Source organism: Streptomyces phytophilus, from assembly GCF_013870535.1.
Classification (GTDB): domain Bacteria; phylum Actinomycetota; class Actinomycetes; order Streptomycetales; family Streptomycetaceae; genus Streptomyces; species Streptomyces phytophilus.
Genome location: NZ_JACBXC010000822.1, coordinates 1 through 2,771, shown reverse-complemented (window position 1 = coordinate 2,771; position 2,771 = coordinate 1). Strand labels below are relative to the sequence as shown.

Annotated in this window: 3 protein-coding genes; 1 reads left to right on the top strand and 2 read right to left on the bottom strand. The window is 72.3% G+C overall.

All coding sequences use genetic code 11. The features are described 5' to 3' along the window. Window positions 1-232: 232 nt before the first annotated feature. Both H5J30_RS25750 and H5J30_RS25745 read right to left on the bottom strand, forming a co-directional pair. The gene (locus H5J30_RS25750) at window positions 233-940 is read right to left on the bottom strand and encodes a lysophospholipid acyltransferase family protein (RefSeq protein ID WP_181789736.1); all 708 of its coding nucleotides are present in this window, start codon (window positions 938-940) and stop codon (window positions 233-235) included. An 85-nt stretch (window positions 941-1,025) separates the two neighbouring features. Further along, a complete protein-coding gene (locus tag H5J30_RS25745) occupies window positions 1,026-2,252 on the bottom strand; it encodes an acyl-CoA dehydrogenase family protein (RefSeq protein WP_181789735.1) in 1,227 nt (408 codons plus the stop codon). Window positions 2,253-2,411: 159 nt separating this feature from the next. Between H5J30_RS25745 and H5J30_RS25740 the strand changes: the two genes are divergently transcribed. Next, the coding region (locus H5J30_RS25740; RefSeq protein ID WP_181789734.1) for a TetR family transcriptional regulator at window positions 2,412-2,771 on the top strand (360 nt) is incomplete at its 3' end.

Genomic DNA, 2,771 nt, shown 5'->3' with positions numbered 1-2,771 from the left:
CTCGGCGAGGGGCACCCACCGGCCCGCGGCGTGGTAGCCGCCGTCGGCGAGGATCCGCTCGTTGTCCCGCGCCACCTGGCGCAGCCGCGCGCTCACCGGGCACCGGCCGGGCCGGTCCGTACCGTGCCGCGGACCGCCGCGGGGGTGTGCCGTGCCGTGCTCGTCATGCCAGGACCGTACGCACCGGGGGCGGGCCGCCACCACCGGGTTTCCGGGCGGCGGGCGGCGCCGCTCAGGCCGCGGCCGGCGGGTTCTTCTTCGCGGCCTCCTGCTCGGCCTTGGCCTCCTGCGCGTAGCGGTCGACGTACTCCTGGCCCGACATGGTGAGGATCGCGTACATGATCTCGTCGGTGACGGCCCTCAGCACGGCCTTGTGGTCCTCCAGCCCCTCGTACCGGGAGAACTCCAGCGGCTCGCCGAAGCGGATCGTGACCCGGCCGAGGCTGGGGATCTTCTGCCCGGGCGGCTGGACCTCGCGGGTGCCGAGCATCGCGCACGGGATGACGGGCACGCCCGCCTTCAGCGCCATCGCCGCGACCCCGACCCGGCCCTTGTACAGCCGGCCGTCGTGCGAGCGCGTGCCCTCCGGGTAGATGCCCAGCAACTCGCCCTTGGCCAGCACGCCGAGGCCCTCCTCGATGGCCGCCTGCGCCGCTTTGCGGCCCCGGCGGTCGACCGGGATCTGGCCGATGGCGTGGAAGAACCCGGCGGTCAGCCGCCCCTTGAGGCCGGGGCCGTTGAAGTACTCGGCCTTGGCGAGGAAGGTGATGCGCCGCTTCAGCATCACGGGCATGAGGAAGTGGTCGGCGAACGACAGGTGGTTGCCCGCGACGATCGCCGCCCCCTCCTCCGGAATGTGCTCCAGGCCCTCGATCCGCGGCCGGAACAGCGGCCGCAGCAGCGGCCCGAAGAACAAGTACTTCAGCAGGTGGTAGAACACCGCGGCCTCGCCTTTCCCCCCGGTCGTCGTCGTGCGCTCGCAGAGTAGCCGCGCGCCGCCCGCCGGGGGGAGGGGGCGGGCGAAGTCAGCGGATGGGGACGCCGGCCAGGGTCCTGGCGATCACCAGCCGCTGGATCTCGCTCGTCCCCTCGAAGATCGTGTAGATGGCGGCGTCGCGGTGCATCCGCTCCACCGGGTACTCGCGGGTGTAGCCGTTGCCGCCGAGGATCTGCATCGCCCGCGCGGTGACGTCCTTGGCCACCTCGCCCGCGTACAGCTTCGACATCGAGCCCTCCGCCGAGGTGAACCCCTTGCCTGCGCTGGCCATCCAGGAGGCCCGCCAGACCAGCAGCCGGGCGGCGTCGATCTGCGTGCGCATGTCGGCGAGCTGGAAGGCGATGCCCTGGTTGTCGATGATCGGGCGGCCGAACTGGACGCGGGTCCGGGCGTAGTCCAGCGCCGTCTCGTACGCGGCGCGCGCGATGCCCACCGCCTGCGCGCCGACCGCCGGGCGGGACGCCTCGAAGGTCGCCATCGCGGCGTTCTTGACCCGCGCGCCGCCCGACTCGGCCCGCTCGCGGGCGCGGGCGAGGCGCTCCTGGAGCTTCTCCCGGCCGCCCAGCAGGCACGAGCCGGGCACGCGCACGTCCTCCAGCACCACCTCGGCGGTGTGCGAGGCGCGGATGCCGTGCTTCTTGAACTTCTGGCCCTGCGACAGGCCCGGCGTACCCGGCGGGACGATGAACGAGGCGTGCCCCTTGGTGCCCAGCTCCGGGTCGACGACGGCGACGACGACGTGCACGGCGGCGATGCCGCCGTTGGTCGCCCAGGTCTTGGTGCCGTTGAGCACCCACTCGTCCTTGGCCTCGTCGTAGACGGCGCGCGTGCGCATCGCGGAGACGTCGGAGCCCGCGTCCGGCTCGGAGGAGCAGAAGGCGGCCAGTTGGACGTTGTCGACGTCGCCGTACATCTGCGGGATCCAGGTGCCGATCTGCTCCTCGGTGCCGTTGGCCAGCACGCCGACGGCCGCCAGCCCCGTACCGACGATCGACAGGGCGATGCCCGCGTCGCCCCAGAACAGCTCCTCCATGACCATGGGGATGCTCAGTCCCGTCGGGTCGAAGTACTGCTGGGCGTAGAAGTCCAGGGAGTAGAGGCCGATCTTGGCCGCCTCCTGGATCACCGGCCAGGGGGTCTCCTCGCGCTCGTCCCACTCGGCGGCGGCGGGGCGGATGACGTCGGCGGCGAAGCCGTGCACCCACTCCTGGACGGACTTCTGGTCCTCGTTGAGCTCGAATGTGAACCCGGACATTGCGCCTCCGCAGCCCTCGCAAATCGTTACCGTCGGTAACGTAAGTCTGTTACCCGCGAGTAGACGCTGTCAACTCCCGTACGCCCGCGGGGACCCCGCGACGGGGGTGCTAGGTTGCGCAGGCATTCGGGCAATCGACCAGGCAGGGGAGCGGTTTCCATGGGCAACCGGCGCGGCGAGAGGGAGCAGGCGACCGAGGACCGGCGCCGCGAACTGCTCGAAGCCGCGGACCGGGTCGTCCTGCGCGACGGGCCGGGCGCCTCGATGAACGCGATAGCCGCCGAGGCCGGCATCACCAAGCCGATCCTCTACCGCCACTTCGGCGACAAGGGCGGCCTCTACCGCGCGCTGGCCGTACGCCACACCGACGCCCTCCTCGCCGCCCTGCGCGCCGCGCTCGACGCCCCCACCGGCCGGCGCGAGCGCGTCGAGGCCACCCTCGACACGTACCTCTCGGCCATCGAGGCGCGCCCGCAGGTCTACCGCTTCCTCATGCACCCCGCCGACGGCGGCGCCGCC